The 26,694-nt window shown below is 53.4% G+C and carries 28 protein-coding genes and 1 other annotated feature; of the genes, 12 read left to right on the top strand and 16 right to left on the bottom strand.

Going from position 1 to position 26,694, the window contains the following annotated elements; genetic code table 11:
- Positions 1–102 precede the first annotated feature (102 nt).
- The 3 genes from E3U32_RS22265 to E3U32_RS22255 are packed head-to-tail and all read right to left on the bottom strand — an operon-like array spanning position 103 to position 1,871.
- The gene (locus E3U32_RS22265; protein ID WP_023312088.1) at positions 103–642 is read right to left on the bottom strand and encodes a septation protein A; all 540 of its coding nucleotides are present in this window, start codon (positions 640–642) and stop codon (positions 103–105) included.
- Positions 643–697: 55 nt separating this feature from the next.
- Positions 698–1,441 carry a YciC family protein gene (locus E3U32_RS22260; RefSeq protein ID WP_033145752.1) on the bottom strand — a complete coding sequence of 248 codons (744 nt, stop codon included), beginning with the start codon at positions 1,439–1,441 and terminating at the stop codon, positions 698–700.
- A gap of 25 nt (positions 1,442–1,466) precedes the next feature.
- The gene (locus tag E3U32_RS22255) at positions 1,467–1,871 is read right to left on the bottom strand and encodes a YkgJ family cysteine cluster protein (RefSeq protein WP_134350554.1); all 405 of its coding nucleotides are present in this window, start codon (positions 1,869–1,871) and stop codon (positions 1,467–1,469) included.
- A gap of 282 nt (positions 1,872–2,153) precedes the next feature.
- Here E3U32_RS22255 and ompW point away from each other — a divergent pair, with 282 nt between their 5' ends.
- Positions 2,154–2,786 (top strand): outer membrane protein OmpW, encoded by a 633-nt coding sequence (ompW, locus tag E3U32_RS22250; protein WP_134350553.1) that lies wholly within the window; start codon positions 2,154–2,156, stop codon positions 2,784–2,786.
- Between the two features lie 46 nt (positions 2,787–2,832).
- Here the strand turns inward: ompW and E3U32_RS22245 are convergent, their stop codons facing one another.
- The 3 genes from E3U32_RS22245 to yedE all read right to left on the bottom strand — a co-directional run bounded on the left by E3U32_RS22245 (position 2,833) and on the right by yedE (position 4,739).
- Positions 2,833–3,171 (bottom strand): hypothetical protein, encoded by a 339-nt coding sequence (locus E3U32_RS22245; protein ID WP_071995940.1) that lies wholly within the window; start codon positions 3,169–3,171, stop codon positions 2,833–2,835.
- Positions 3,172–3,297: 126 nt separating this feature from the next.
- Positions 3,298–3,531 (bottom strand): sulfurtransferase-like selenium metabolism protein YedF, encoded by a 234-nt coding sequence (gene yedF, locus E3U32_RS22240; protein ID WP_069598428.1) that lies wholly within the window; start codon positions 3,529–3,531, stop codon positions 3,298–3,300.
- Entirely contained in the window at positions 3,528–4,739 is a 1,212-nt protein-coding gene (yedE, locus tag E3U32_RS22235; RefSeq protein WP_134350552.1) for a selenium metabolism membrane protein YedE/FdhT, read from the bottom strand. Before yedE ends, yedF begins: the two co-directional genes overlap by 4 nt.
- Before the next feature lie 249 nt (positions 4,740–4,988).
- On the opposite strand from yedE, the gene E3U32_RS22230 reads away from it, so the two are divergent.
- A complete protein-coding gene (locus E3U32_RS22230; protein ID WP_134350551.1) occupies positions 4,989–5,405 on the top strand; it encodes a hypothetical protein in 417 nt (138 codons plus the stop codon).
- A gap of 47 nt (positions 5,406–5,452) precedes the next feature.
- On the opposite strand, the gene E3U32_RS22225 is transcribed toward E3U32_RS22230, so the two are convergent.
- The 7 genes from E3U32_RS22225 to trpL form a co-directional block, all read right to left on the bottom strand.
- Positions 5,453–6,328, bottom strand: a complete 876-nt coding sequence (locus tag E3U32_RS22225) for a transcriptional regulator (protein WP_134350550.1) — start codon at positions 6,326–6,328, stop codon at positions 5,453–5,455.
- A 218-nt stretch (positions 6,329–6,546) separates the two neighbouring features.
- A complete protein-coding gene (gene trpA / locus E3U32_RS22220; RefSeq protein WP_134350549.1) occupies positions 6,547–7,356 on the bottom strand; it encodes a tryptophan synthase subunit alpha in 810 nt (269 codons plus the stop codon).
- Positions 7,356–8,549 carry a tryptophan synthase subunit beta gene (trpB, locus tag E3U32_RS22215; RefSeq protein WP_134350548.1) on the bottom strand — a complete coding sequence of 398 codons (1,194 nt, stop codon included), beginning with the start codon at positions 8,547–8,549 and terminating at the stop codon, positions 7,356–7,358. Before trpB ends, trpA begins: the two co-directional genes overlap by 1 nt.
- A gap of 10 nt (positions 8,550–8,559) precedes the next feature.
- Entirely contained in the window at positions 8,560–9,918 is a 1,359-nt protein-coding gene (gene trpCF, locus E3U32_RS22210; protein ID WP_134350547.1) for a bifunctional indole-3-glycerol-phosphate synthase TrpC/phosphoribosylanthranilate isomerase TrpF, read from the bottom strand.
- Positions 9,919–9,921: 3 nt separating this feature from the next.
- The gene (gene trpD / locus E3U32_RS22205; RefSeq protein ID WP_134350546.1) at positions 9,922–11,517 is read right to left on the bottom strand and encodes a bifunctional anthranilate synthase glutamate amidotransferase component TrpG/anthranilate phosphoribosyltransferase TrpD; all 1,596 of its coding nucleotides are present in this window, start codon (positions 11,515–11,517) and stop codon (positions 9,922–9,924) included.
- The gene (locus tag E3U32_RS22200; RefSeq protein WP_134350545.1) at positions 11,517–13,079 is read right to left on the bottom strand and encodes an anthranilate synthase component 1; all 1,563 of its coding nucleotides are present in this window, start codon (positions 13,077–13,079) and stop codon (positions 11,517–11,519) included. Before E3U32_RS22200 ends, trpD begins: the two co-directional genes overlap by 1 nt.
- 23 nt (positions 13,080–13,102) lie before the next feature.
- Positions 13,103–13,197: a sequence feature (Trp leader region), on the bottom strand.
- Positions 13,174–13,218, bottom strand: coding sequence for a trp operon leader peptide (gene trpL, locus E3U32_RS23940; RefSeq protein ID WP_106993556.1), 45 nt, complete (start codon positions 13,216–13,218; stop codon positions 13,174–13,176). Its footprint overlaps the feature before it by 24 nt.
- Before the next feature lie 127 nt (positions 13,219–13,345).
- Here trpL and rnm point away from each other — a divergent pair, with 127 nt between their 5' ends.
- The 3 genes from rnm to rluB all read left to right on the top strand — a co-directional run bounded on the left by rnm (position 13,346) and on the right by rluB (position 15,828).
- Positions 13,346–14,239, top strand: a complete 894-nt coding sequence (gene rnm, locus E3U32_RS22190) for an RNase RNM (RefSeq protein WP_134350544.1) — start codon at positions 13,346–13,348, stop codon at positions 14,237–14,239.
- Positions 14,236–14,856, top strand: coding sequence for an L-threonylcarbamoyladenylate synthase (locus E3U32_RS22185; RefSeq protein WP_003856793.1), 621 nt, complete (start codon positions 14,236–14,238; stop codon positions 14,854–14,856). The genes rnm and E3U32_RS22185 overlap by 4 nt, the downstream gene beginning before the upstream one ends.
- Positions 14,857–14,952: 96 nt before the next feature.
- Positions 14,953–15,828, top strand: a complete 876-nt coding sequence (rluB, locus tag E3U32_RS22180) for a 23S rRNA pseudouridine(2605) synthase RluB (RefSeq protein WP_008502809.1) — start codon at positions 14,953–14,955, stop codon at positions 15,826–15,828.
- A 35-nt stretch (positions 15,829–15,863) separates the two neighbouring features.
- Here rluB and cobO read toward each other — a convergent pair whose 3' ends face one another.
- A complete protein-coding gene (gene cobO, locus E3U32_RS22175) occupies positions 15,864–16,454 on the bottom strand; it encodes a cob(I)yrinic acid a,c-diamide adenosyltransferase (protein WP_134350543.1) in 591 nt (196 codons plus the stop codon).
- On the bottom strand, positions 16,451–17,212 hold the full coding sequence (locus tag E3U32_RS22170) for a YciK family oxidoreductase (RefSeq protein WP_134350542.1): 762 nt from the start codon (positions 17,210–17,212) through the stop codon (positions 16,451–16,453). Before E3U32_RS22170 ends, cobO begins: the two co-directional genes overlap by 4 nt.
- Before the next feature lie 251 nt (positions 17,213–17,463).
- Between E3U32_RS22170 and sohB the strand changes: the two genes are divergently transcribed.
- Entirely contained in the window at positions 17,464–18,510 is a 1,047-nt protein-coding gene (sohB, locus tag E3U32_RS22165) for a protease SohB (protein WP_134350541.1), read from the top strand.
- 34 nt (positions 18,511–18,544) lie between these two features.
- Here the strand turns inward: sohB and E3U32_RS22160 are convergent, their stop codons facing one another.
- Positions 18,545–18,796, bottom strand: a complete 252-nt coding sequence (locus tag E3U32_RS22160) for a YciN family protein (RefSeq protein ID WP_023312072.1) — start codon at positions 18,794–18,796, stop codon at positions 18,545–18,547.
- Positions 18,797–19,195: 399 nt separating this feature from the next.
- On the opposite strand from E3U32_RS22160, the gene topA reads away from it, so the two are divergent.
- From topA to acnA, 6 genes are all read left to right on the top strand, one after another.
- Entirely contained in the window at positions 19,196–21,793 is a 2,598-nt protein-coding gene (gene topA, locus E3U32_RS22155; protein ID WP_134350540.1) for a type I DNA topoisomerase, read from the top strand.
- Positions 21,794–21,980: 187 nt separating this feature from the next.
- Positions 21,981–22,955 (top strand): HTH-type transcriptional regulator CysB, encoded by a 975-nt coding sequence (cysB, locus tag E3U32_RS22150; protein WP_006175683.1) that lies wholly within the window; start codon positions 21,981–21,983, stop codon positions 22,953–22,955.
- Positions 22,956–23,291: 336 nt separating this feature from the next.
- The gene (locus E3U32_RS22145) at positions 23,292–23,432 is read left to right on the top strand and encodes a YmiA family putative membrane protein (protein ID WP_216689425.1); all 141 of its coding nucleotides are present in this window, start codon (positions 23,292–23,294) and stop codon (positions 23,430–23,432) included.
- A 38-nt stretch (positions 23,433–23,470) separates the two neighbouring features.
- Positions 23,471–23,605 carry a hypothetical protein gene (locus tag E3U32_RS23855; protein ID WP_072162352.1) on the top strand — a complete coding sequence of 45 codons (135 nt, stop codon included), beginning with the start codon at positions 23,471–23,473 and terminating at the stop codon, positions 23,603–23,605.
- 138 nt (positions 23,606–23,743) lie between these two features.
- Positions 23,744–23,842: a small membrane protein YmiC gene (gene ymiC / locus E3U32_RS23850; RefSeq protein ID WP_032623144.1), complete on the top strand. Its 99-nt coding sequence runs from the start codon at positions 23,744–23,746 to the stop codon at positions 23,840–23,842.
- 161 nt (positions 23,843–24,003) lie between these two features.
- Positions 24,004–26,679, top strand: coding sequence for an aconitate hydratase AcnA (gene acnA / locus E3U32_RS22140; protein ID WP_134350539.1), 2,676 nt, complete (start codon positions 24,004–24,006; stop codon positions 26,677–26,679).
- Positions 26,680–26,694 lie beyond the last annotated feature (15 nt).

The raw sequence follows: 26,694 nt of genomic DNA, 5'->3' as shown, positions 1-26,694 counted from the left end.
TTTTAACTCATAACGGAAGACTTCAGGCGGGATGCTACTATGATTTCGAAGCGGAGAGAATAGACCAGAACGCCTCTCGTTAACGTCCTGGTCAGTCATTAATCAGTGCTTGTCGTCCTGCGGCATGTGGCGATAGATGTATACGCCGCTTAACAGCGTGAAGATAAGCGTCAGCGCAGTCAGGCCGAAGACCTTGAAGTTGACCCAGATATTCTGCGGCAGCCAGAAGGCGATATAGATGTTGGCGAGGCCGCAAAGAATAAAGAAGACCGCCCAGGCGATATTCAGACGCGACCAGACTTCCTGAGGCAGGGTCAGCTCTTTGCCCAGCATGCGCTGGATCAGCGGCTTTTTCATTACCCACTGGCTGATTAGCAATGCGCCCGCAAACAGCGCGTAAATCACGGTCACTTTCCACTTAATAAATTCATCGTTGTGGAAGAACAGAGTAAGCCCGCCGAACACGGCGACCAGGACGAACGTTATCAGCGCCATTTTTTCGACTTTACGATAGCGAACCCAGCTGTAGATCAGTACTACAGCGGTCGCGACGATCAGCGCAGTGGTCGCGGCATAAATGTCATACAGCTTATAAAAAGCAAAAAAGACCACGAGCGGTAAAAAATCAAGAAACTGCTTCATTCTGTGATTCCATCTTCTGAATGGGGCGGGAGACAGCGATGTTCCCGCCACAGGATTACTGACGAATTAACATATACAGGCGGAACAGGTAAACCAGCAGTACCGCAGAAATCAGATTGCTCAGCGTATTCGCCACCACCGCGCCAACGTTTGGCGTCAATACCGCGAAATTCGGTGCAAACAGTAGCAGGAGCGTTTTGGCAAGCAGCCAGCCGATCACGGCGGGAGCCACAAGACGCATATTAGCCCATGCCAGTCTGATGCTGCTGCGCATCGCGGTAAAAATACCCATTTTGTCCTGCACAACCATGACCGGGGCAAATGAGAGCACGATAGCCAGTAACACACCCGGCACCACAACCAGCATAATCCCCATCTGAACCAGCAGGGTGGTTAAAAATATCAGGATAAACAGCTTAGGTAAGACCGGTGCGCTGGCACCAATCGCCCGTAAGGCGCTGACCCGATGACCCGCCGATACCAGCTGAATCATCAGTAAAACGCCGCCCGCCAGAACCGCATTACCAATAAGGCCTGAGAATGTGGATGCGGCAGAGGCCCGCAGCAGAATTTGCTGCTGCTCCGGCGTCATGTTTTGCACCAGCTCAAACAGCCCCACGCTTCCCGCAAGATGGTCGCCCTGGCTCAGGCTGGCAATCTGTTCTTCACTCGGTGAGAACGCATGACCCAGCACCACCGTGATAAAGGCGCAAAGCAACGCGATCAGTAAAAAGGTTATGAACTGATTGCGGAAAAAGTTTCCCGTGTCACGGTAGACAGACTTCGCCGTGATAGACATGCACTCTCCTTGAGTATTGCAGGTGTTAATTAGCCGGCAATTGTACACCGGATGCGCCTGCTGTGGCAGCATCAAGGCTTGTATGGAAAAGCATATCTTTGTAAAGCGGCGGTAATCCAACGCGCGCCCGGGCGCGATTACAGGATTCATTGACCAGCCCATCTTCTCCCGACATGGCAAATTCCCGGCACGGGCTGGGACGATCCTCATAGATAGAACACCGGGTAAAGACTCCAGGCTCACCCTGTAACGCTACACAGCGGACCTGTTTTTGGTTCGTGCCGCTCATGCAGCGCAGAAAAGGTGTTAACGGCTCGGTGAGATGAACCGGAACGGTACCGCCGCCATCGCTGGCTTCGGCCCAGTAGAAAGAGACTCGAAAATACGCACAACAGGCTCCGCACGTCATGCACGGGTTAATATCACTCATGGCACACCTGCAAAAGAAGAACGCATCAAATCAACTTGTGAGAGCGCTAAATTATCCAGCCGCCAGAGGAAGAGCAAGAGGGGGAAAAGAGAAAATTTTGTAACTGCGAAATGCCAAAAATTGACATGGAAACAACTTATTGCTTTTCAAAGTGCCACAAAAAATTAACCCAGATCAATGAATGTTAAGTTACTGGTTTTAATGTGATCTGTGGCAGATCACTTATTACCCTTTTGTGAGTATATTCTCACCCGCGATTAAAACCACAACGATGGAGCGGATATGAAAAAATTAGCGGTGGCAGCCCTTGTATTAAGCAGTCTCTCTGGCGGCGCGTATGCGCATGAAGCAGGCGAATTCTTTATTCGTGCCGGTTCGGCGACGGTTCGCCCAACTGAAGGATCTGATAACGTGCTGGGAATGGGCGGTTTTAACGTCAGTAATAACACCCAGTTAGGTTTAACGTTCACCTATATGGCGACGGATAACGTTGGTGTTGAGCTTCTGGCTGCAACACCGTTCCGTCATCGCGTCGGTTTAGGACCAACCGGTGATATCGCCACGGTACATCATCTGCCGCCAACGCTGATGGCGCAGTGGTACTTTGGTGATTCGAGCAGCAAGGTGCGTCCTTATATTGGCGCGGGTGTGAACTACACCACCTTCTTTGATGAGAAATTTAACGATACCGGTAAAGAAGCTGGTCTGACTGACCTCAGCCTGAAAGACTCGTGGGGGATGGCAGGGCAGGTAGGTCTGGATTATCTGATTAACCGCGACTGGTTAATCAACGCCTCCGTCTGGTATATGGATATTGATACCGATGTACGCTTCAAAGCGGGCGGTCAGCAGCAAAGCATCAGCACTCGCCTCGATCCGTGGGTATTTATGTTCTCTGCGGGTTATCGTTTCTGACCCGCCGTCAAACTGGCCACAGGGTGGCCAGTTTGCTTTGCTCACTTCAAAACGACGGATAAACCGGCCGCTCATCAAGCTTTACGCAGTGCCTCAGGATCTTTTCCCCATCGTATAAATAGCTGAAAGCGTCGCTGGACAGGGAATGGAAAAGAATATCGCCGTTGGCAAACGGGATAATTTCGGTATCTCCCGCACGTTTATGTCCCGCACCGGTTTCAAAATGACCTTGCCATCGTTCCTGGGTATGGTCATAAACGTGCAGAATGACCTCGACAAGTCCTCTTTGCGGACAATTAAGGCGCAGGAAGGTAGAAGAGAAATTCAGGGACAGCGCATGGAAGGGAATCAATAAGGCGAAAACCAGTAAAGCTCGTAAATACATCAAACCGCGAAAACCTGCTTCAAAAGGGAAATGAGATTTTACTTAAGTCAAAAATTGCGTTTTTGCCGTGGATCAAGATGTCCTATAATTCAATAGGATAAAGGCCCTTTACGAGGCCCTTAGCGATCACTTCTGAATCAAATACCGAATGGTCGGGCCATCCTGCTGGATATCCAGCACCGTGTAGCCGTGGTTTTTCGCATCCAGCGGAATATTATTAATGGACTGCGGACAGTCGCTCACCACTTCCAGAATTTCACCTTTTTTAAGCTGCGGTAGCGCTTCAAGCGTAGCGACAGCCGGATAAGGGCAGGGTTCACCGACCATATCCAGACGGTAATTGGGCACGATCTCTTTCATGCTGCATTCTCCTGCGTTTCTGTTTTAACACTCGCCCGGCGGAAGAAACGTTTCTCCTGTGCGACAACCAGTAAAAAAGCGACCAGCAGCAAGCCATAGGTAACCAGCAGGCCGCCGAGAGGACCGAAGGTGCTCAGCAGGTTGACCTTATCCCAGTTCGTCGCAAGCGCCGGGGACAAATCGTCCCAGAAGTACGCCAGGATGGTCGAGCCAATAACATTCCCCAGGCCCACCCACCAGTAGTGCACCTGGCCTTCAACGGCACGGTACATCCAGCCGGTTTCACACCCGCCGGCCAGCACAATCCCGAAGCCAAACAGCAGACCGCCAATTACCGCGTTAGGACCGGCCCACATGATTTTCGGTTCGACGCCTAACTGAACATAGCTGAAGATACCGATGGCGCTGACCGCCATCCCGGCGATAATCGCCTTCGCCATCATCGTCCGGCCGGTGATCCACATATCGCGAAACGCTGAGGTGAAGCAGATCTGCGCGCGTTCAATGAGCAGGCCAAACCCCACACCGAACAGCATCGCCAGGCCGAGTTTGGGCTGGTTCAAGGCCGTACATAGCGCCCATGCCACCATAGCGAAAAAGACCACCATACCGAGGCGGAAACGGCGTCGCGCCTGTGAGGGCTTTTGCGTTAGCGGCGACGCTGCGCTCACTTTGACCATTTTGACGGGAATACGAAACAGCGGCAGAAGGGTAAATTTTGCGCCAAAGTAAGAGCCGATGGCCGTGGCGACAGCAAAGAACCAGGCATGCAGCGAAAACTGAGGGATCCCGGTAAAGAAGGCGGCAAGGTTACACCCCATCGCCAGGCGCGCGCCGAATCCGGCAATGATGCCGCCGACAATCGCCTGCAAAATGCGTATTCGACTTTTGGGCAGCCGGAGCTTAACGTTATTTGCCCACAACGCGGCAGCAAAGCAGCCGCCGAACATACCGATGATCATCATCCCGTCGATGCGTGTGAGCGGCGTGCCGTCCAGATGAATGAGTTTAAAGTAGCCCCACTCTTCGGTATGCACGCCAGCGAGTTGCAGCAATTGACCACCCCAGCGGGTGAACTCGCCGGTGACCGCCCAGAAGGTGCCGGTAATGCCGAAGTAGTAGGTAGAGAGAATGCCTGCCGCGATAACGGCCGGGACAGGGGACCAGAACTTAACCAGGTAAGTCTGTTTGAAGTATTGCCATGACATGAATAAGCCTCTGAACTCAGAAGGAATATGTGGAATTAACGGACTGGAATATATAACTTTTTTCGTTACCCTAAAACCTCTCTGATGTCTTTCTCTAAAATACCTCCCTTTTTAATGACTTTTATCACTAAACCGGACGCCTTTTTCATCCACGCCTGGCTTCAGGAGGCGACAGCACAGGCGTTGAATAAATATTTAAATGGTTAATGTTATGTTAAAGCATGCTTGAACTCGATGCAGGCGTTTTCAATGGCGAAAACTGATTCTATAACCACTGATGAATTCATGGTCATTCATCAGAAGTTGTACCGGATTTCAAAGACGTGGGGTGATTTATGGTTAACATTATTTTTTTTACGCGCTGAAAGTTGCCGGGTTGTAAGCATAAAATACAGTGATATCAAAGATGATTTGTTGCATCTCGCGGCAACACCAAAATTTGAGTCGCGGACAGTGAGACTGTGCAAGATACTGCGGCAATTATTTAATAAAAGAAAGCTAGCAAACCCCCTGGATATCTATGTTTTTCAGAGTAAATCAAATCGCGTAAAAGGAGTTGCAAAGCCAGTAACAACGGTGGCGATGAATATAGCCCTTAAAGAGGCCGCCAGAGAAATTGCAAACAAAAATGTCACCATGAAAAGTGCTCAGCAGATAATGGACTAAGGAATTTGTAAAGATCCAGGTGGCCGTACGCACGGCATAAAGTATAATTAAAATACACATCTCAAAGGAATGATGTTACACCACTGTTTTTTATACTCCATTCCGGTGAAGTATTTTCCCAATGAGAATATCATTTGTTTTTCATTTCGCTCACACAGTTCTCGGGCGCGATTATAATTTTCCCAAAGCAAGATACTCCCCGCACCAATGTCATTATATAGGGGGTCATATCCACCATTGATGTCATCGAAATAGATCCATTCGGGGCATTCAGTTTTGAATATTAAATCAATTGCTATGATTTTCTTATTGAATGCGAGCGCGGAGCCAAAAACCATATGCCTCAGACTTTCAATAGCATCCAGCAGGTTATCTCTTGGATAGGGCGATACCTTGCCGCGCCAGCGAGCATTAAATAAGCTTATGTAACTGTCGCAAATCTCCTCGACAGAAAGATTATTCACATCCAGTATCTCCCCGCCAAGCTTGAGGAAACGATTCCTTTCGCCATTTCTTTTCTTAACCGTTTTTGTAGAAAATACAGGTTTCATATGACATATCTCATCATTCAGTATTTTACTGCTGAACGAGTTGATGAACGCGTGTTTCTGTAATGGCGAAAGTTTTTTAGTCCTGACTGGAAGGAAAGTTTTTGAATGAGGGGCGCTGGGTAATATTATATCCTCAAAAACAAACGGGTGTGGTTTTGAATAGAGATTCAGAGAGCCGCTGATGGAGTAAGTTGATGAAACAATAACGCCATCTTTTTTTCTACAGAAAAAACGAATGTCTTTTTTTCGTTTATTTGCCAGATAAGTTAGCACATCCGGGTGTGTACATACGCTTCCGCCATAAACGGAATAAGCCTGGCGGTAAATACTCAGGTCACACTCTTCCCATCCACAAATGAAACTTCTCAACATAGTGTCCAAATATTTTTGCAATCACAAATATACGCATACTTTATACATTCCTTACAGTATGTAAATCGACAAAGAGATATTGTTGACTACTTGTTTAGTGAAGGGTGGGGCCAAGTATAAGTGTGCTATTTATTGCAATTGGTATTAATGCTGAAAATGAAGAGAGAGTGTAATAAAAGAAGAGGACCGCCTGGCTGAAAAGCCAGACGGTCAAAGGATTAGGCTTTACGCGTCGCTGCTTTCATTGCAGTCACGAATGCTTTTAACTCAGCCAGCATCTGCTCTGGCTTATCTACGTTCTTCTCAATGATTTTGACGATAGCAGAGCCGGAGATTGCCCCTGCCGCTTTCGCCTCAATCGCTGCGGAGACCTGATCGGGAGATGAAATCCCAAAGCCCTGCAGCGGCGGTGCAGCGTGGTATTCAGCCAGCTTCTCCACCAGATGATGCAGAGGCAACGCCGCTTTATTCTCGGCACCGGTCACGCCCGCGCGGGAGAGCAGGTAGGTATACCCGCGTCCGTAAGAGGCAATCTGGCGCAGCAGTGCGTCATCGGCGTTCGGCGGGCAGATGAAAATCGGGGCCACGTTATGACGCATTGCCGCCTGACGGAATGGCGCAGACTCCTCAACCGGCACGTCTGCCACCAGAACGGAGTCGACGCCCACGCGCGCGCACTCGGCATAGAACTCATCAATACCGCGGTTAAAGACCAGGTTGGCGTACATCAGCAGGCCGATCGGAATGGTCGGGTGCTTCTGGCGAATCGCCGCCAGCATCTCGAAGCACTGTGTTGGCGTCACACCGGAGGCAAATGCGCGCAGCGTTGCGTTCTGGATGGTTGGGCCATCCGCTAGCGGATCAGAGAACGGAATACCCAGCTCCAGCGCGTCGGCGCCGGCTTCAATCAGGGTGTCGATAATCTTCAGCGACTGTTCCGGGCCCGGATCGCCCAGGGTGACGAAGGGAACGAACGCGCCTTCCTGGCGGGATTTCAGCTCTGCAAATACGTTATCGTAGCGTTCCATCAGATTTCCCCTCGTGCTTTCAGAATATCGTGAACGGTGAAGATATCTTTGTCACCGCGACCGGAAAGGTTCACCACCAGCAGCTGTTCTTTTTCCGGGTTTTCTTTAATCATTTTCAGCGCGTGCGCCAGCGCGTGCGAAGACTCCAGTGCCGGAATGATCCCTTCGCTGCGGCACAGCGTTTTAAACGCTTCCAGGGCTTCGTCATCGGTAATGGAAACGTACTCCGCGCGACCGGTACTGTTTAGATACGCGTGCTGTGGCCCGACGGACGGGAAGTCGAGACCAGCTGAGATAGAGTAAGACTCTTCAATCTGGCCTTCATCGGTTTGCATCATCGGGGATTTCATTCCGAAGTAGATCCCCACGCGGCCATGCTTCAGCGGCGCGCCGTGCTCACCCGATTCAATGCCGTGACCGGCAGGCTCGACGCCAATCAGACCGACGCTGGTGTCGTCGATAAAGTCTGCGAACATGCCGATGGCGTTAGAGCCGCCGCCAACGCAGGCGATAACGGCATCCGGCAGGCGACCCTCTTTTTCGAGGATCTGCGCTTTGGTCTCTTCACCGATCATGCGCTGGAATTCGCGCACAATAGTCGGGAACGGATGCGGACCCGCTGCGGTACCCAGCATATAGTGCGCAGTTTCGTAACTGCCAGACCAGTCGCGCAGCGCTTCGTTACAGGCATCCTTCAGCGTGGCGGAGCCGCTGTGCACCGGGATCACTTCTGCGCCCATCAGGCGCATACGGAACACGTTCGGAGACTGACGCTCAACGTCTTTCGCCCCCATATAGATGCGACACTTCAGGCCGAGCAGGGCGCTGGCGAGCGCAGAGGCGACACCGTGCTGGCCTGCGCCGGTTTCGGCGATGATTTCGGTTTTGCCCATACGCTTCGCGAGCAGCGCCTGGCCCAGCACCTGGTTAGTTTTATGCGCGCCGCCGTGCAGCAGGTCTTCACGCTTCAGATAAAGCGTGGTTTTGGTACCTTCCGTCAGGTTACGGCATTTGGTCAGCGCAGTCGGACGGCCCGCGTAATTTTTCAGCAGGTCGGTAAATTCAGCCTGAAACGCCGGATCTTTCTGCGCGCTGACAAAGGCTTCTTCCAGCTGGCGCAGCGCGGGCATCAGGATTTGCGGGACGTACATCCCACCAAACTCACCAAAATACGGGTTAAGTAATGTTGTCATCTTCTCTTCCTTAATATGCACGCAGAGTTTTAAACACTGAGGCCAGTTTGCTGGCATCTTTTATTCCGGGTTGGGACTCTACGCCTGAATTGAAATCGAGGCCTGCGCAGCCGGTTTTGGCGGCTTCTACGCAGTTATCCGGGCTTAATCCGCCCGCCAGCAGGACGTTATCCAGCTTTTCGCCGTTCAGCAGTGACCAGTCAAAACGCTGGCCGGTGCCGCCCTGGCCGTTATCGAGGACGTATTTATCGACATGGCTCAGGTTGCGCGCGGGCAAGGTCTCGCCGACGCTTTGCGCTTTCCAGATCTGTACCTGAGGCGCCAGCGAGGCGCGCAGGGTATCGATATAGCCCTGGTCTTCATCACCGTGGAGCTGCACCGCACTCAGGGATAATGCCTCGGCTTTTGCTACCACATCTGCGATATCCGCATTGCGGAACACGCCCACGTAGCTGAGGGGAGCTGCGGCTATCACCTTACGCGCCTGCTCTTCGCTCACTACACGAGGTGAGGTATCCACGAAAATCAGTCCGCCGTAAATGGCACCCGCTTCATACGCGGCCTGGGCATCCTGTTCGCGGGTTAAGCCGCAGACTTTGTTTTCACCCAGCAGCACGCGACGTACTGCCGCATTGAGATCGTCATGCTCCATCATGGCGGAACCAATCAGGAAACCGTTGGCGAAGTGGCTAAGCTCGCGCACCTGGGCGTAGCTGTTTATCCCGGATTCGCTGATAACGGTTACGCCCGAGCCCAGACGCGGTGCCAGCTGGCGGGTACGGTTGAGGTCTATCGACAGATCGCGCAAATCGCGGTTGTTGATCCCGACAACTTTGGCACCGAGCGCCATGGCGCGCTCCAGCTCCTCTTCGTTGCTTACTTCGGTCAGCACGCCCATATTCAGGCTGTGCGCGACGGCTGCGAGCTGGCGATACTGTTCGTCATCAAGTACCGAGAGCATCAGCAGGCAGGCGTCAGCCTGGTAGAAACGCGCCAGCCAGATCTGATACGGGTCAATAATAAAGTCTTTGCACAGGATCGGCTGCGTCGCGATACCGCTGACGATAGGCAGAAAATCGAAGCTGCCCTGGAAATATTTCTCATCCGTCAGCACCGAGATGGCTGACGCATGATGCTTATAAATGCCGGCAATACGCGCCGGGTCGAAATCGTCACGAATAACGCCTTTAGACGGGGACGCCTTTTTGCACTCAAGAATAAACGCGGTGCGCGCGCCCTGCAGGGCGTCATAGAAACGACGGCTGCTCGGGACGACGTCGTTCTGGAAACTGGCAAGCGGCTGCTGTTGCTTGCGGGCTTCCACCCAGATGGCCTTATCGGCAACGATTTTCGCTAAAACGGTCTGCATTCTTTACCCTCTTGCCGCAAGTGCGGTAACGCGATCGTAAGCTGCACCGGAGCGCAGTACATCCAGAACTTTTTGAACGTTGGCCTTCAGGTCTTCCTCACCGTGCAAACGCATCAGCATGGCGACGTTGGCAGCAACGGCGGCCTCATGGGCGACCTCTCCCTTACCTTGTAATAAGCGCGTCAGAATGTCACGGTTTTCTTCCGGCGTACCGCCTGCCAGCGCTTCCTGGTGATATGGCGCAAGGCCGAAGTCGGCAGCGTCCAGCTGATAGCTCTGGATTTCACCGTCGCGCAGTTCGGCCACCAGCGTCGGAGCATGCAGAGACACTTCATCCATTCCGCCACTGTGCACCACGGCAGCACGCTGATAACCCAGGACGCGCAGTGTCTCAGCAATCGGCAGGACCAGCTCTGGGCTATAGACACCAATCAGCGCCAGCGGCGGATGGGCCGGGTTAATCAGCGGACCCAGAACGTTAAACAGCGTGCGGGTTTTAAGCTGCTGACGAACCGGCATCGCGTGGCGGAAACCGGTGTGATATTTCGGCGCAAACAGGAAGCAGACGCCCAGGTCATCCAGCGCTTCACGGGAACGTTCGGCGTTCATATCGAGGTTAATACCGAATGCGGCGAGCAGATCAGACGAACCTGACCGGCTTGAAACGCTACGGTTACCGTGCTTCGCGACTTTCAAACCACACGCCGCCGCCACGAAGGCGCTGGCGGTGGAGATATTGATACTGTTACTGCCGTCACCCCCGGTGCCGACAATATCCGCGAACTGATAGTCCGGGCGCGGGAACGGCGCGGCATTTTCCAGCAGGGCCGTGGCGGCACCGGCGATCTCCTGTGGGCTTTCGCCGCGCACTTTCATGCTCACCAGCGCGGCCGCCAGCTGTTCAGGCTTCAGCTCACCGCGAACCACGGCGGAGAAAAGCTGGTGGCTTTCCTGCTGGCTCAGGGTTTGTGCCTGGTACAGTTTTTCCAGAATCGGTTGCAGGGTATTGGTTTGCTCCAGCTTCTGTAACGCCCAGTCCAGGGTCTGTTCCAGCAGACGAGCGCCGTGTGAGGTCAGGATCGATTCCGGGTGGAACTGCATGCCACAGACGCGGTCTGCATCGTGACGCACCGCCATCACCATCCCTTCATACGAGGCGTTAATGGTCAGCCCGGCTGGAATGTTGCTCCCGACCAGCGAGTGGTAGCGGGCAACCGGGAGCGGATTCGGCAGCCCGGCAAACATTGCCTGACCGTCATGTTCGATGCTGGACGCTTTACCGTGCAGGATCTCACCCGCCTGGCCGACGTACCCGCCGTAGGCTTCAACAATGGCCTGATGGCCCAGGCAGATGCCGATAATCGGCAGCTTGCCGCGCATACGGGTCAGCAGTTCCGGCATACAGCCCGCTTCGCTCGGTGCGCCAGGCCCCGGGGAAAGCATCAGCACCGGATTTTGCATGGTTGCCAGACGGTCAATCAGAGTCTGCGCAGGTACATGGTTGCGATAGATAACGACGTTATGACCATTCGCACGCAGCTGATCTGCCAGGTTATAGGTAAAGGAGTCGATATTATCGAGCAGCAGAATGTCAGCCATCAGAAAATCTCCTGTGCATGGTGTGCGGTAGCAATGGCGCGAAGGACCGCTCGGGCTTTACTGCGCGTTTCGTCAGCTTCAGACTGCGGAACAGAATCAAGAACAATCCCGGCACCCGCCTGTACGGTAGCAATACCGTCTTCGACATAGGCGGAGCGGATCACGATGCAGGTATCGAGGTCACCGTGGGCCGTGAAGTAGCCCACCGCGCCGCCGTAGCTTCCGCGACGACGTCCTTCGGCTGCGGCAATCAGCTGCATGGCGCGCACTTTCGGCGCACCGCTCAGGGTGCCCATGTTCATGCAGGCGCGATAGGCGTGCAGTACATCGAGGTCGTGGCGCAACTCACCGACCACGCGGGAGACCAGGTGCATGACGAAGGAGTAACGGTCAACTTTGGTCAGGTCCGCCACGTAGCGGCTGCCCGGGGTGCAAATGCGGGCCAGATCGTTACGCGCCAGGTCTACCAGCATCAGGTGCTCGGAGAGTTCTTTGTGGTCGGTGCGCATTTCCAGTTCAATGCGGCTGTCGAGATCGCGATCCAGTGAGCCATCAGCACGACGTCCGCGTGGACGGGTTCCGGCAATCGGGTAGATCTCAATCTGGCGGCTGGTAGCGTCATATTTCAGCGAGCTTTCCGGCGACGCGCCAAACAGGGTGAATTCGTTGTCCTGCATAAAGAACATGTACGGGCTTGGGTTGCTCTTTTTCAGCACCTCGTAGGCTGCCAGCGGAGACGGGCAGGGCAAAGAGAAGCGACGGGAAGGGACAACCTGGAAAATTTCCCCGGCGCGAATGGCTTTTTGCATCTGGCGAACGACGGCGCCGTACTGATCGTCGGTCTGGTTAACATCGCAGGTCATTTTCTCCACGCGCTGCACCGGAAGCGCAGGCGGCGCTTCGGTCATTTGCTGTTGCAGCTGCGCGATACGGTGTTCAAGGCGATATTTTTCAGATACAGACGGCGTGAACAGGCTTGCCTGGATGCGGGTATATTTTTTCTGATGGTCGATCACCAACAAGGTTTCAGCCAGATAGAAACAGTAATCCGGGCAGCGGTTACCCTGGTCCGTTTCCGGTAAATCTTCGAAACCGGCGACCAGGTCATAAGCAAACAGCCCGCCAAAGAACATCGCTTCGCGTTCCTCTGCTGGCACGGAGACCAGATTTTGCAGCAGGCGGAAAGCATCGAAAACGGACAGTGAGCAGAGGCGCGCGTCTTCGTCCAGCAGCTGGCTAACCGGCGGGAAGCGCAGAATACGCATCTCCGGATGACGCTCGTTTTCAATGCCTGCAGGCAGGGCGGCATCCAGCAGCGGCAGCAGCGATGCGCCATTGTCTGACAGCGCCTTAATCGTGACGGTGTCACCTAAAGCGGTAATGCGCAACGCGCTGTCGACCAGCAGCAGGCTCTTAAGATCGTCCTTGCTGTCGATATCCGCAGATTCAAGCAGCAAGGTCGCCGGACGGGCTCCGCACACCTGATGAAACAGCGCGGTGGGGTTGTGGCGATAGGCCGCCTCGCAGGTCAGCAATTCAAGGTGTGGTTTGGCTGTTTGCATTATTTTGTTCTCATTTTCTGTTCAAAAAAAAGCCCGCTTGGTAGCGGGCTGGGTATCTGTTTGCATTTCGCAGACGTGTGACACTGCCCGAAGATCAGGAAGTACGCCACCAACCGTGCAGAGTGAAATGTGCTGTCATTTTCAGATACCTTTCTCGTGTGAACTTGCGTACTAGTTAACTAGTTCGATGGCGTATTGTCAACCCTTGATTTCAGAATTTCAACGTAAGTCGGTATCATAGTGGTTTCGGATGTCTCCAACCTGTTATGGGAAGTGCTTTGAGCGATACCACCTACGCCATTATTTATGATTTACACAGCCATACTCAGGCCTCTGACGGCCTGCTGACACCCGAAGATCTGGTCCATCGCGCCGTTGAAATGCGCGTCGGTACGCTGGCGATAACCGATCACGATACGACAGATGCCATTCCGGCGGCGCGCGCCGAAATTGCCCGCAGCGGGCTGACGCTGAATCTGATACCCGGCGTCGAGATATCAACCCTCTGGGAAAACCACGAAATTCATATTGTTGGCCTGAATATCGATATAGAACATCCGGCACTTCGTGCCTTTTTGCAAGAACAAAAAACGCGCCGCAATCAGCGCGCCGAGATGATCGGTGAGCGTCTGGAAAAGGCGCATATTCCGGGCGCGCTGGAAGGTGCGCAAAAGCTGGCGAACGGCGGGGCTGTTACTCGCGGTCATTTCGCCCGTTTTCTGGTTGAAGCGGGTAAAGCAACGACCATGGCGGACGTCTTTAAAAAGTATCTGGCACGGGGGAAAACCGGATACGTTCCGCCACAGTGGTGTACAATAAAACAAGCTATTGATGTCATTCATCATTCTGGCGGTAAGGCCGTGCTGGCCCATCCGGGACGGTATAATCTTTCTGCTAAATGGCTGAAAAGACTGTTGGCACACTTTGCCGAATGTGGCGGTGAGGCGATGGAAGTCGCCCAGTGTCAGCAGGCGCCCAATGAGCGCGCACAGCTCGCGACCTATGCCCGCCAGTTTGGCCTGCTTGGGTCACAAGGGTCTGATTTCCATCAGCCCTGCGCCTGGATTGAACTGGGGCGCAAGCTCTGGCTGCCCGCTGGCGTCGAGCCGGTCTGGCAGCTCTGGGAACAGCCACAGCAAATTGAAGAGAGGGAAGTATGAGTCAGTTTTTCTATATCCATCCGGATAACCCGCAGCCACGTCTGATTAACCAGGCCGTGGAGATCGTCCGCAAAGGCGGTGTGATTGTCTACCCGACCGATTCAGGCTACGCGCTGGGCTGCAAAATTGAAGATAAAGGCGCGATGGAACGCATTTGCCGTATTCGCCAGTTGCCGGACGGCCATAATTTTACCCTGATGTGTCGCGATCTCTCAGAGCTGTCGACCTACGCTTATGTCGATAACGTGGCGTTTCGCCTGATTAAAAACAACACGCCGGGTAATTACACCTTCATCCTGAAAGGGACAAAGGAAGTGCCGCGCCGTCTGTTGCAGGAAAAACGTAAAACCATCGGCATGCGCGTGCCGTCGAACCCGATTGCTCAGGCGCTGCTGGAAACCCTCGGCGAACCGATGCTCTCTACCTCGTTGATGCTGCCGGGAAGTGAGTTTACCGAGTCCGATCCAGAAGAGATCAAAGATCGTCTGGAGAAGGTGGTGGAGCTGATTATTCACGGCGGCTATCTCGGCCAGCAGCCGACCACCGTCGTCGACTTAACCGAAGACGCCCCGGAAGTGATTCGTGAAGGCGTGGGCGATGTAAAGCCTTTCTTGTAAAGGTATAAGCAGATATACTACGCGGCCATCAAAGCAGGGCCCGACCCTGTTTTGACCTGATTCGACGCCTGTGAAGGCGACACCTGAGGAAGCTCAATGAGCGAGAAGTTACAGAAAGTGCTGGCGCGCGCCGGCCACGGTTCACGCCGTGAAATCGAAGCCATTATTGAAGCGGGCCGCGTGAGTGTGGACGGTAAAATCGCCACGCTTGGTGACCGCGTTGAAATCGTACCGGGGCTGAAGATCCGCATCGACGGTCATCTTATCTCCGTGAAAGAATCCGCTGAGCAGATCTGCCGCGTGCTGGCTTACTACAAGCCGGAAGGCGAGCTGTGCACCCGCAACGACCCGGAAGGTCGTCCGACGGTGTTTGACCGTCTGCCTAAACTGCGTGGCGCTCGCTGGATTGCCGTAGGTCGTCTGGACGTGAACACCTGCGGTCTGCTGCTGTTTACCACCGATGGTGAACTGGCAAACCGTCTGATGCACCCAAGCCGTGAAGTGGAACGTGAATACGCTGTGCGTGTATTTGGCCAGGTTGATGAGAATAAACTGCGCGATCTGTCGCGCGGCGTTCAACTGGAAGACGGTCCTGCGGCGTTCAAAACCATCAAATTTACCGGTGGGGAAGGTATTAACCAGTGGTACAACGTGACGTTGACCGAAGGCCGTAACCGCGAGGTGCGTCGTCTTTGGGAAGCAGTTGGCGTCCAGGTTAGCCGTCTGATCCGCGTACGCTACGGTGACATTCTGCTGCCAAAAGGTTTGCCGCGTGGTGGCTATACCGAACTGGATCTGACGCAAACCAACTATCTGCGCGAGCTGGTTGGCCTGACGCCAGAAACCACCTCTAAAGTGGCTGTGGAGAAAGATCGTCGTCGAATGAAGGCGAATCAGATCCGTCGCGCGGTGAAGCGTCACAGCCAGGTGAGCAGCAACCGCCGCTCCGGCAGCCGTAATAACAACGGTTAAAAACAGAAGCCCGGTCTTATTGACCGGGCTTTTTTTTAGTAATCAATCCCGATTTGCGCTTTGATACCCGCATCAAAGGCATGTTTAACCGGACGCAGCTCGCTAACGGTATCTGCCAGCGCCAGAATATCCCGATGACACCCGCGTCCTGTGACGATAACCGTCTGGTGCGCAGGGCGGCTCTGCAGGGCAGTCAGCACGGCTTCCAGCGGTAGATAGTCGTAGGCGACCATATACGTGAGCTCATCCAGCAGAACCATATTCAGAGAGGGATCGGCCAGCATTCTTTTGGCGTGCTCCCAGACGGCGAGACAGGCTGCGGTATCGGTTTCCCGGTTCTGCGTATTCCACGTAAATCCAGTTGCCATCACCTGAAACTCAACGCCGTGAGGCTCAAGTAAATTTCGCTCGCCGTTGGGCCATTCGCCTTTGATAAACTGGATAACGCCGACTTTCTGCCCATGCCCGACCGCGCGGGTGGCGGTACCAAACGCGGCGGTGGTTTTCCCTTTGCCGTTGCCGGTAAACACGATGACGATCCCACGCTCGTCCTGCGCTGCCGCGACGCGTGCATCGACCTGTTCTTTCAGACGCTGCTGGCGCTGCTGATGACGTTCTTCACTCATTGCGAAATTCCTGGTTTACGACCCGGCTGGGCGTCAAAGGTCATCCCGGTTTTGCGGCGGCTGTCATCGCCCATTAGCCAGAGATAGAGCGGCATAATGTCTGCCGGGGTTTTGAGTTTCTGCGGATCTTCGCTCGGGAACGCGCTGGCGCGCATTTTGGTGCGCGTACCGCCTGGGTTAATGCAGTTCACGCGAAGATGGCGGCTCTGATACTCCTCCGCCAGCACCTGCATCATGCCTTCGGTCGCGAATTTTGATACGGCATAAGCTCCCCAGTTTGCGCGTCCTTCACGGCCGACGCTGGAGGAGGTAAAGACCAGGGACCCTGACTCGGAATTAAGTAATAAAGGAAGCAATGCCTGTGTGAGGAAAAACGTGCCGTTGACGTTGACCTGCATCACCTGCTGCCAGAGTTCAGGATCCTGTTCATCCATCGGGCGCACCTCTCCAAGCAAACCAGCGTTATGCAGCACGCCGTCGAGCCGTGGATAATGGGCGCTGATGCGCCGGGCTAATTCCTGGCACTCCGCGGGCGTGCAGGTAAGTAAATCGAGCGTATACCACGGGGCCGGCGTGCCGCAGGCGGCTTCAATCTCCTGAGCGACGCTTTTCAGTTTTTCTTCGTTGCGTCCCATCAGAATAACGTTCGCGCCGTACTCGGCGTATGTCAGGGCTGCCTCGCGGCCAATCCCATCGCTGGCACCGGTGACAAGAATGATCCGGTTTTGCAGCAGATTTTTTTGCGGTTGATAATGCACGGTGACTCCTCAGACGCCCGGTAACGCAGTGACGCCTTCATGATGACTTTTCGGCTTTATGCCCGAATTAGCATGAGAATTCAATCAGTCTACAGGACGCTTTCCTGTAAAATTAACAATTTGCAAATATTTAAACTACACAACGGGGATTCCTGAAGGCGGCTCGCAGAGGTAATGTCACGAGCGAGACGCATGGGCAGGGCTGTTGTACACTGCCGTGAAAGATTCGTGGTTAAATCAAGGTGGAACGCGTGGAATTACTTTCTCAATATGGGTTGTTTTTGGCCAAAATCGCGACGGTGGTGATTGCCATTGCGGTGATTGCCGTTCTGATTGTCAACCTGACGCAGCGCAAGCGTCAGCGTGGGGAGTTACGCATTACCCGCCTGAGCGAGCAGTATAAAGAGATGCAGGAAGAGATGTCTCTGGCGCTGCTTGATAGTCATCAACACAAACTGTGGCTGAAAGCGCAGAAGAAAAAGCATAAACAGGAAGCCAAAGCGGCAAAGGCAAAAGCGAAGCTCAATGCCCCACAGGATAAGGTGACGCCACGCGTCTATGTGCTCGATTTTAAAGGCAGTATGGATGCGCATGAAGTGTCCTCTCTGCGGGAAGAGGTCACCGCCGTTCTGTCCGTGGCGACACCGCAGGATCAGGTTGTCGTGCGTCTTGAAAGCCCCGGCGGTGTGGTTCACGGTTATGGGCTGGCCGCCTCACAGCTGCAGCGCCTGCGTGAAAAACAGATTCCGCTGACCGTTGCCGTGGATAAAGTGGCGGCGAGCGGGGGCTATATGATGGCCTGCGTGGCGGACAAAATTGTTGCCGCGCCGTTCTCTATTATTGGCTCAATCGGCGTGGTCGCACAAATACCGAATTTTAACCGCTTCCTGAAAAATAAAGAGATTGATATCGAACTTCACACGGCGGGTCAGTACAAACGCACCCTGACGCTGCTGGGGGAAAATACGGAAGAAGGACGCCAAAAATTCCGTGAAGACCTCAACGAAACGCATCACCTCTTTAAAGACTTTGTGCACCGGATGCGCCCGACGCTCGATATCGAACAGGTCGCGACAGGTGAGCACTGGTATGGGGTTCAGGCTCAGGAAAAAGGGCTGGTGGATGAAGTCGGGACCAGCGACGACCTGCTGCTCAACCTGATGGAAGGCCGGGAGCTGGTTGGTGTACGCTTTACCCAGCGTAAGCGACTGCTTGACCGCTTTACCAACAGTGCGGCAGAGAGTGCGGACCGCCTGCTGCTCCGCTGGCTACAACGCGGACAAAAACCGCTGCTGTAAACAAAAACGCGAGGCATTTGCCTCGCGTTTTACATTAATCGACCAGGTGATATTTCTCTGAAAGCGTATGTGCCAGGTATTTAAACATGTTAAACACGGCGGTGCTTTTCGGGGTTGGTAACCCCTGCTCGTCAAGGAAGTATTCGCCGCTGAAAATCAGCACGCCATTACGCTGCTCTACGCCGGTGGCTTCAATGCCCGCCAGTGTATCTTCATGGTCACGGATAAGCTTGTTTGCTTCAATAAGCAGAGAGGCTCGGTCAATAGGTTGGGTCGTATTCTGCATAATCCACTCCTTAAACAGTGACAATAGTCTACGCCGAGGGCGCTTTGGGGGCAAATTTTCCCTGTAATGTGAGGGGTTAAGGTAACGGGGCCTGGCTGGCAGGTTTTGCTTTTGCATGCTAATAAAGTTGCGTAACGAATTTTATCAGGTAGAGTGTGCGCTTTCGTCATTCTGGCAACAGAATTGCTTGACATTCGACCTGGAATTCGTCACGAATTACACGAGATGTGAGAAAAATACCCGAAAACTCAATCACCTGGGCGTTTTTTGTTTGACGCTCAGTAAGACAAAGGGGTTGATATCTCCTGACGCAGTCGCAATATCATTGGCTCGTCGTCAGAGGAAGGGAAATCAACGTGCGGCGTATTCCTGGAAGAATTAAATTAGGTAAAGGTGAATATGGGTAAAGCTCTCGTCATCGTTGAGTCCCCGGCAAAAGCCAAAACGATCAATAAGTATCTGGGTAATGACTACGTGGTTAAGTCCAGCGTCGGTCATATCCGCGATTTGCCGACCAGTGGCTCAGCCAGCAAAAAGAGCGCAGACTCTACCTCCACCAAAGGGGCTAAAAAGCCTAAAAAGGATGAACGTAGCGCGCTTGTCAACCGCATGGGTGTTAACCCATGGCATAACTGGGATGCACAATATGAAGTGCTGCCCGGGAAAGAAAAAGTCGTTAACGAGCTGAAGCAGCTTGCTGAAAAAGCAGACCACATCTATCTCGCAACCGACCTTGACCGCGAAGGGGAAGCCATTGCGTGGCACCTGCGGGAAGTGATCGGTGGCGATGACAAACGCTACAGCCGTGTAGTGTTTAACGAAATTACGAAGAATGCGATTCGTCAGGCTTTTGAGAAGCCGGGCGAGCTGAATATCGACCGTGTAAACGCACAGCAGGCGCGTCGCTTTATGGACCGCGTTGTGGGCTATATGGTCTCTCCACTGTTGTGGAAGAAGATTGCCCGTGGGCTGTCCGCAGGCCGTGTGCAATCCGTCGCTGTGCGTCTCGTCGTTGAGCGTGAACGCGAAATTAAAGCCTTCGTGCCGGAAGAGTTCTGGGAAGTCGACGCCAACGTGACTACGCCGGGCGGTGACGCTCTGCCGCTGCAGGTAAGTCACCAGAACGACAAGCCTTTCCGTCCAGAAAACCGCGACCAGACTATGGCCGCCGTAGCATTGCTTGAAAAAGCACGCTACCAGGTTCTGGAACGAGAAGACAAACCGACCAGCAGTAAGCCTGGTGCGCCGTTTATTACCTCTACGCTGCAACAGGCTGCAAGCACGCGTCTGGGCTATGGCGTGAAGAAAACGATGATGATGGCCCAGCGCTTGTATGAAGCGGGTTACATCACCTATATGCGTACTGACTCAACTAACCTGAGCCAGGATGCGGTCAACATGGTGCGTGGCTATATTGGTGACAATTTCGGTAAGAAATACCTGCCGGAAAATGCCAACCAGTTCGCCAGTAAAGAGAATTCTCAGGAAGCGCACGAAGCGATTCGTCCTTCTGATGTCTCTGTGTTAGCCGAATCGCTGAAAGATATGGAAGCCGACGCCCAGAAGCTGTATCAGCTGATCTGGCGCCAGTTCGTAGCGTGTCAGATGACGCCAGCGCAGTACGACTCCACCACGCTGACCGTTGGTGCGGGCGATTTCCGTCTCAAGGCGCGCGGTCGTATCCTGCGTTTCGACGGCTGGACGAAAGTGATGCCTGCGCTGCGTAAAGGCGATGAAGACAGAACGCTGCCTGCGGTAAACAAAGGTGACGAGTTGTCGCTTGTCGATCTGGTTCCGGCGCAGCACTTCACCAAGCCGCCAGCACGTTTCAGTGAAGCCTCACTGGTTAAAGAGCTGGAAAAACGCGGTATCGGTCGTCCGTCTACCTACGCGTCCATCATCTCGACAATTCAGGACCGTGGCTACGTACGCGTTGAAAACCGCCGTTTCTATGCGGAAAAAATGGGTGAGATCGTCACCGACCGTCTGGAAGCGAACTTCCGCGAGTTGATGAACTACGATTTCACCGCGCAAATGGAAGACAGCCTCGACCAGGTTGCCAGCCATCAGGCGGAATGGAAAAAAGTACTCGATAGCTTCTTTAGCGACTTTACCGACCAGCTTGAAAAAGCGGAGAAAGATCCTGAAGAGGGCGGCATGCTGCCTAACCAGATGGTACTGACCAGCATCGATTGCCCAACCTGTGGCCGCAAGATGGGGATCCGTACTGCCACGACGGGTGTTTTCCTCGGTTGCTCCGGCTACGCGCTGTCGCCAAAAGAGCGCTGCAAAACCACCATCAACCTGGTGCCTGAGAATGAAGTTCTCAACGTGCTGGAAGGTGACGATGCGGAAACAAACGCTCTGCGCGCCAAACGCCGCTGCAAAAAATGCGGCACGGCAATGGACAGCTACCTGATCGATCCAAAACGTAAACTGCACGTGTGTGGTAATAACCCAACGTGTGACGGGTATGAGATTGAAGAGGGTGAGTTCCGCATTAAAGGCTATGACGGCCCGATTGTGGAGTGCGAGAAGTGTGGTTCTGAAATGCACCTGAAAATGGGGCGTTTCGGTAAGTACATGGCATGCACCAACGACGAGTGTAAAAACACACGTAAAATTCTGCGTAACGGTGAAGTGGCTCCACCGAAGGAAGATCCGGTTCCGCTGCCGGAATTACCGTGTGAGAAATCCGACGCGTACTTCGTGCTGCGTGACGGCGCTGCGGGTGTCTTCCTGGCCGCCAACACCTTCCCGAAATCGCGTGAAACGCGTGCGCCGCTGGTCGAAGAATTGCATCGTTTCCGCGATCGTCTGCCTGAGAAACTGCGTTATCTGGCCGATGCGCCACAGCAGGATCCGGAAGGTAACAAAACCGTGGTACGTTTTAGCCGTAAAACCAAGCAGCAGTATGTTGCGGCGGAAAAAGAGGGTAAAGCGACCGGATGGTCCGCCTTCTTTGTCGATGGCAAATGGGTTGAAGGCAAGAAATAATCTTCCCTTACCGTAACTTACCTGTAAAAGGGCCGGATTTCCGGCCCTTTTTTATTGCCTTGTTATTATTTTTTGTTCCGTACTATACAGTCAGGCTATAAATGATATAGTGGTTATAGTTAACCTGTTTTTTATTATTAAATCGTCTTAAGCGATTGACCGCGTGCGCTAAATCGGATGGTCTGGCATGAAATTACAACAGCTTCGTTATATCGTTGAGGTGGTGAATCACAACCTTAACGTCTCTTCCACCGCCGAGGGGTTATATACCTCACAGCCGGGCATCAGCAAACAAGTTCGTATGCTGGAGGACGAGTTAGGTATCCAGATATTTGCCCGCAGCGGTAAGCACCTCACCCAGGTGACGCCAGCAGGGCAGGAAATCATCCGCATTGCGCGGGAAGTCCTCTCTAAAGTCGATGCAATTAAGTCTGTCGCAGGGGAACATACCTGGCCGGATAAAGGCTCGCTGTATATTGCCACGACGCATACCCAGGCGCGCTATGCGCTGCCGGGCGTCATTAAGGGCTTTATCGAGCGTTATCCTCGCGTCTCTTTGCATATGCATCAGGGCTCGCCAACGCAAATTGCGGAGGCGGTATCGAAGGGCAACGCGGACTTTGCTATCGCCACGGAAGCGCTGCACCTGTATGACGATCTGGTGATGCTTCCATGCTACCACTGGAACCGTTCGATTGTGGTGACGCCCGATCATCCCCTGGCGGGCAAGGGGTCGGTGACTATCGAAGAGCTGGCACAATATCCTTTAGTGACGTATACGTTTGGCTTCACCGGACGGTCTGAACTTGATACTGCTTTTAATCGGGCAGGCTTAACGCCGCGTATTGTCTTTACCGCGACCGATGCCGACGTTATTAAGACCTATGTCCGGCTTGGCCTGGGAGTGGGCGTCATTGCCAGCATGGCGGTCGATCCGGTGTCAGACCCTGACCTTGTGCGCCTTGATGCGCATGATATTTTCAGCCATAGCACCACGAAAATTGGGTTCCGCCGCAGCACCTTCCTGCGTAGCTATATGTATGATTTTATTCAGCGCTTTGCCCCTCATTTAACGCGTGACGTGGTTGATACCGCCGTAGCATTACGTTCAAATGAAGATATCGAAGAGATGTTTAAAGATATCAAACTCCCTGCAAAATAATCACATCCGGTATCTTTCCCTCACGGAAAGATACCGAAATATCGCCTCAAAGCTAAATTAGAATTATCTTCATCTACGCTTCCTGCCATATAATGTCAGTACCCTTTTAATTGGTGTGGTTATAATGTCGTGAATTGGCGACAAAAGTAGAAACTAATTAACGGCTACGCAAATTTTTCTTTTCAATTATTTATTTCTGGTCAAAAGAATGAATATTTCCTGGGTTCCGGTGCGTAAATTCACTGGCTTTTCGGCTAAAGTTTCTTTAGGATTTATCTCAACAGATGATTAATTGTACCAATTGTTTGGTCCTAAATGATAAGCGATATCGATTGTATGAGGTTAGCAATGCCTTCAGGAAGTGAAGAACCGCAAAGGGATCCTGCGCTCAAGCGTAAAGCCTGGCTGGCGGTCTTTCTCGTCTCCGCCCTGTTTTGGGTGGCAGTTGCTCTCCTGGCCTGGAAATATTGGGGTTAAATATGGCAGTGACGGTTCGTACAGCAACGGTAAAACAGATGTGTCAACATCGTGACAACGGCCACAGAGGGCGTAAAGCACCTGCGACGGTTGTGCCTGCGTCCTGGAAACTGACGCCGCAACAGCAAGCGTTTATTGATGTGTTCGCAGAAGACGAACCTAAAAAACAATAATTTAGTTTATTGCGTAATGATGCAAATAGTCTGAATAAAGACTCTGCACTTTTGTACTCTTTAATAAATACACATCAGCAATATAGCACTGAGGACAAACCTCGGAACTTTTTATAAATAATGCCTGGTGTCCCTATGATGAATAACATGACGTCTCACAAATACTGGTCATGGATCGGCGTTTTTACCGTGTCGATTCTGTTCTGGAGTCAACTCATCTGGTTGGCCCTCCACTAAATTGTAAAACCTCGCTACGGCGGGGTTTTTTGTTTCTCCCCTCTGGACCAATCTGAAATTTATCAATTTGGGTTGTTATCAAAACGTTACGACATCCTTGTGTTATCTTTAATTACGGCCCTGATGATTGTCAGGGTATCTCTGTGATTAAGGAGGAGCTTATGTCGTTAACCCTACGCGAAGCCAGTAAGGACACATTACAGGCAGAAAATAAAACCTGGCATTACTACAGCCTGCCGCTGGCTGCCAGAACGCTTGGGGACATTTCGCGTTTACCCAAGTCATTGAAAGTTTTACTGGAGAACCTTTTGCGCTGGCAGGACGGTGACTCCGTCACGCTTGAAGATATCCAGGCGCTGGCAGGGTGGCTTGAGAATGCCCATGCCGACAGAGAGATCGCCTACCGCCCGGCAAGGGTCCTGATGCAGGACTTTACCGGCGTTCCTGCCGTGGTTGATTTAGCCGCGATGCGCGAGGCCGTTAAGCGTCTCGGGGGGAATACGGCAAAAGTGAATCCTCTTTCCCCTGTTGACCTCGTCATTGACCACTCCGTCACCGTAGACCACTTCGGTGATGACGACGCCTTTGGTGAGAATGTGCGTCTGGAGATGGAACGTAACCACGAGCGCTACGTATTTCTGAAGTGGGGGCAGCAGGCGTTCAGCCGGTTTAGCGTGGTCCCGCCGGGTACCGGTATTTGCCACCAGGTGAACCTGGAATATCTGGGGAAAGCCGTCTGGAGCGAATTGCAGGATAAGGAGTGGGTGGCTTATCCGGACACGCTGGTGGGCACGGACTCCCATACCACCATGATCAACGGTCTGGGGGTGCTGGGGTGGGGTGTCGGCGGTATTGAAGCGGAAGCCGCCATGCTCGGCCAGCCGGTCTCCATGCTCATCCCTGATGTGGTGGGCTTCAAGCTGACAGGCAAACTGTCTGAAGGCATTACCGCAACCGATCTGGTGCTCACCGTCACCCAAATGCTGCGTAAGCATGGTGTAGTGGGCAAATTTGTTGAGTTCTACGGCGACGGGCTGGATTCGCTGCCGCTGGCCGACCGCGCCACCATTGCCAATATGGCTCCGGAATATGGTGCAACCTGCGGCTTTTTCCCGATCGATGATGTCACGCTGGAATATATGCGCCTTAGTGGCCGCAGCGAAGAGCAGGTGGCGCTGGTGGAGGCGTACACCAAAGCACAGGGCATGTGGCGAAATCCGGGCGACGAACCGGTCTTCACCAGCACGCTCGAACTCGATATGGGCAGCGTCGAGGCGAGCCTCGCCGGGCCTAAACGTCCCCAGGATCGGGTTGCGCTGACTGATGTGCCGAAAGCGTTTACCGCCAGCAATGAGCTGGAAGTGAACGTGGCGAAGAAAGACCATCGCCCAATCGACTATGTTCTGAACGGTCATCAGTATCAGCTTCCGGATGGAGCGGTTGTTATTGCCGCCATTACCTCCTGTACCAACACCTCGAACCCCAGTGTGTTAATGGCGGCCGGTTTGTTGGCTAAAAAAGCGGTAGAGCTTGGGCTGAAACCTCAGCCGTGGGTCAAGGCCTCGCTGGCGCCGGGCTCCAAAGTGGTGTCGGATTACCTTGCTCAGGCAAGGTTGACACCGTACCTCGACGAACTGGGCTTTAACCTCGTGGGCTATGGCTGTACGACCTGTATCGGTAACTCCGGTCCGCTGCCTGAGCCCATTGAAATGGCGATTAAGCAGGGCGATCTGACGGTTGGCGCCGTCCTTTCCGGTAACCGAAACTTTGAAGGGCGCATACATGCGCTGGTAAAAACCAACTGGCTCGCCTCGCCGCCGCTGGTGGTGGCCTATGCCCTGGCAGGGAACATGAACATCAACCTGGTGACCGATCCAATTGGCCACGATCGCAAGAATGACCCTGTCTATCTGAAAGATATCTGGCCGTCATCGCGTGAAATCGCGTTAGCCGTTGAAAAGGTCTCGACCGAAATGTTCCGCAAAGAGTATGCGGAAGTTTTTGAAGGCACCCCGGAATGGAAAGCGATTAACGTCGCAGCTTCGGATACCTATGACTGGCAGGATGACTCGACCTATATTCGTCTTTCGCCGTTCTTTGATGAGATGCTGGCCGAGCCGGCACCGCTTAAGGATATCCACGGCGCGCGCATCCTGGCAATGCTGGGGGATTCTGTCACGACTGACCATATCTCTCCGGCGGGGAGTATCAAAGCCGATAGCCCGGCAGGACGCTATTTGCAAAGCCGGGGGGTGGAACGCCGTGATTTTAACTCCTACGGATCGCGACGTGGCAACCATGAAATTATGATGCGCGGCACGTTTGCCAACATCCGCATTCGTAACGAAATGGTACCGGGCGTAGAAGGGGGCATGACCCGCCATCTGCCGGGTACGGAAGTTATTTCGATTTATGATGCGGCCGTTAAATATCAGCAAGAAGGAACGCCGCTGGCGGTGATTGCCGGGAAGGAGTACGGTTCCGGCTCAAGCCGTGACTGGGCGGCGAAAGGCCCGCGTCTGCTTGGCGTTCGCGTGGTTATCGCCGAATCCTTTGAACGTATTCACCGCTCGAATCTGATCGGTATGGGGATCCTGCCGCTTGAGTTTCCACAGGGAGTGACGCGCAAAACGCTGGGCCTGACCGGGGAAGAGCAGATTGATATCAGCAGTCTGCAAAACCTGAAGCCGGGTAAGACGGTGCCGGTGAAGTTAACGCGAGCTGACGGGAAGACAGAGGTGCTGGAATGCCGGTGTCGTATTGATACGGCAACCGAGCTGACCTATTACCAGAACGACGGCATTTTACATTACGTGATTCGTAAGATGCTGGATTGATGAAAGAGCCCGGCA

It is taken from the genome of Lelliottia nimipressuralis (genome assembly GCF_004402045.1).
Taxonomy (GTDB): Bacteria; Pseudomonadota; Gammaproteobacteria; order Enterobacterales; family Enterobacteriaceae; genus Enterobacter; species Enterobacter chinensis.
The sequence above is the reverse complement of the archived record's forward strand: the minus strand, read 5'-3'. Positions and strand labels throughout refer to the sequence as shown.

Bases quoted from the DNA above. Each gene is read 5' to 3' on its own strand.
- acnA (WP_134350539.1), top strand. From the start codon at position 24,004: ATGTCGTTAACCCTACGCGAAGCCAGTAAGGACACATTACAGGCAGAA.
- trpA (WP_134350549.1), bottom strand. From the start codon at position 7,356: ATGGAACGCTACGATAACGTATTTGCAGAGCTGAAATCCCGCCAGGAA.
- trpCF (WP_134350547.1), bottom strand. From the start codon at position 9,918: ATGCAGACCGTTTTAGCGAAAATCGTTGCCGATAAGGCCATCTGGGTG.
- E3U32_RS22255 (WP_134350554.1), bottom strand. From the start codon at position 1,871: ATGAGTGATATTAACCCGTGCATGACGTGCGGAGCCTGTTGTGCGTAT.
- ompW (WP_134350553.1), top strand. From the start codon at position 2,154: ATGAAAAAATTAGCGGTGGCAGCCCTTGTATTAAGCAGTCTCTCTGGC.
- rnm (WP_134350544.1), top strand. From the start codon at position 13,346: ATGGGAAGTGCTTTGAGCGATACCACCTACGCCATTATTTATGATTTA.
- rluB (WP_008502809.1), top strand. From the start codon at position 14,953: ATGAGCGAGAAGTTACAGAAAGTGCTGGCGCGCGCCGGCCACGGTTCA.
- ymiC (WP_032623144.1), top strand. From the start codon at position 23,744: ATGAATAACATGACGTCTCACAAATACTGGTCATGGATCGGCGTTTTT.
- trpB (WP_134350548.1), bottom strand. From the start codon at position 8,549: ATGACAACATTACTTAACCCGTATTTTGGTGAGTTTGGTGGGATGTAC.
- E3U32_RS22225 (WP_134350550.1), bottom strand. From the start codon at position 6,328: ATGTTGAGAAGTTTCATTTGTGGATGGGAAGAGTGTGACCTGAGTATT.
- E3U32_RS22185 (WP_003856793.1), top strand. From the start codon at position 14,236: ATGAGTCAGTTTTTCTATATCCATCCGGATAACCCGCAGCCACGTCTG.
- trpD (WP_134350546.1), bottom strand. From the start codon at position 11,517: ATGGCTGACATTCTGCTGCTCGATAATATCGACTCCTTTACCTATAAC.
- cysB (WP_006175683.1), top strand. From the start codon at position 21,981: ATGAAATTACAACAGCTTCGTTATATCGTTGAGGTGGTGAATCACAAC.
- yedF (WP_069598428.1), bottom strand. From the start codon at position 3,531: ATGAAAGAGATCGTGCCCAATTACCGTCTGGATATGGTCGGTGAACCC.
- E3U32_RS23855 (WP_072162352.1), top strand. From the start codon at position 23,471: ATGTGTCAACATCGTGACAACGGCCACAGAGGGCGTAAAGCACCTGCG.
- E3U32_RS22245 (WP_071995940.1), bottom strand. From the start codon at position 3,171: ATGTATTTACGAGCTTTACTGGTTTTCGCCTTATTGATTCCCTTCCAT.
- yedE (WP_134350552.1), bottom strand. From the start codon at position 4,739: ATGTCATGGCAATACTTCAAACAGACTTACCTGGTTAAGTTCTGGTCC.
- topA (WP_134350540.1), top strand. From the start codon at position 19,196: ATGGGTAAAGCTCTCGTCATCGTTGAGTCCCCGGCAAAAGCCAAAACG.
- E3U32_RS22200 (WP_134350545.1), bottom strand. From the start codon at position 13,079: ATGCAAACAGCCAAACCACACCTTGAATTGCTGACCTGCGAGGCGGCC.
- E3U32_RS22265 (WP_023312088.1), bottom strand. From the start codon at position 642: ATGAAGCAGTTTCTTGATTTTTTACCGCTCGTGGTCTTTTTTGCTTTT.
- E3U32_RS22260 (WP_033145752.1), bottom strand. From the start codon at position 1,441: ATGTCTATCACGGCGAAGTCTGTCTACCGTGACACGGGAAACTTTTTC.
- E3U32_RS22160 (WP_023312072.1), bottom strand. From the start codon at position 18,796: ATGCAGAATACGACCCAACCTATTGACCGAGCCTCTCTGCTTATTGAA.
- E3U32_RS22230 (WP_134350551.1), top strand. From the start codon at position 4,989: ATGGCGAAAACTGATTCTATAACCACTGATGAATTCATGGTCATTCAT.
- cobO (WP_134350543.1), bottom strand. From the start codon at position 16,454: ATGAGTGAAGAACGTCATCAGCAGCGCCAGCAGCGTCTGAAAGAACAG.
- E3U32_RS22145 (WP_216689425.1), top strand. From the start codon at position 23,292: ATGAGGTTAGCAATGCCTTCAGGAAGTGAAGAACCGCAAAGGGATCCT.